At 68.4% G+C, this 348-nt stretch carries 1 protein-coding gene; it reads left to right on the forward strand.

What is annotated here, in order from left to right; all coding sequences use genetic code 11:
• Positions 1 to 348 (forward strand): AMP-binding protein (locus KVT45_RS55235; protein WP_217562688.1); only part of this gene is annotated, 348 nt, incomplete at both ends.

Here is a 348-nt window from a genome sequence, read left to right on the forward strand (position 1 = left end):
GTGGGGCTGTGCCTGCCGCGTGGGGTCGAGGCGATCGTGGCGATCCTGGCGGTGTGGAAGGCCGGTGGGGCGTACGTACCGCTGGACCCGGAGTACCCCACTGACCGGCTGGCGTACATGGTCGCCGACAGCGGCGCCGAATTGGTCCTGGTCGCGCCCGAAACCGTCGGCCGGCTGTCCGCGGACGTCGAGACGGTGCTGCTCGACGAACTGGACGGCGACTCGGGCGAACTGCCGGAGATCGTCCCTGAGCAGCTGGCCTACATCATCTACACGTCGGGTTCGACGGGGCGGCCGAAGGGTGTGGTGGTGTCGCATGTGGGGTTGGTGAATTTGGCGTTGGCGCAG

It is taken from the genome of Streptomyces sp. GbtcB6 (assembly GCF_019091475.1).
Lineage (GTDB): Bacteria > Actinomycetota > Actinomycetes > Streptomycetales > Streptomycetaceae > Streptomyces > Streptomyces hyaluromycini.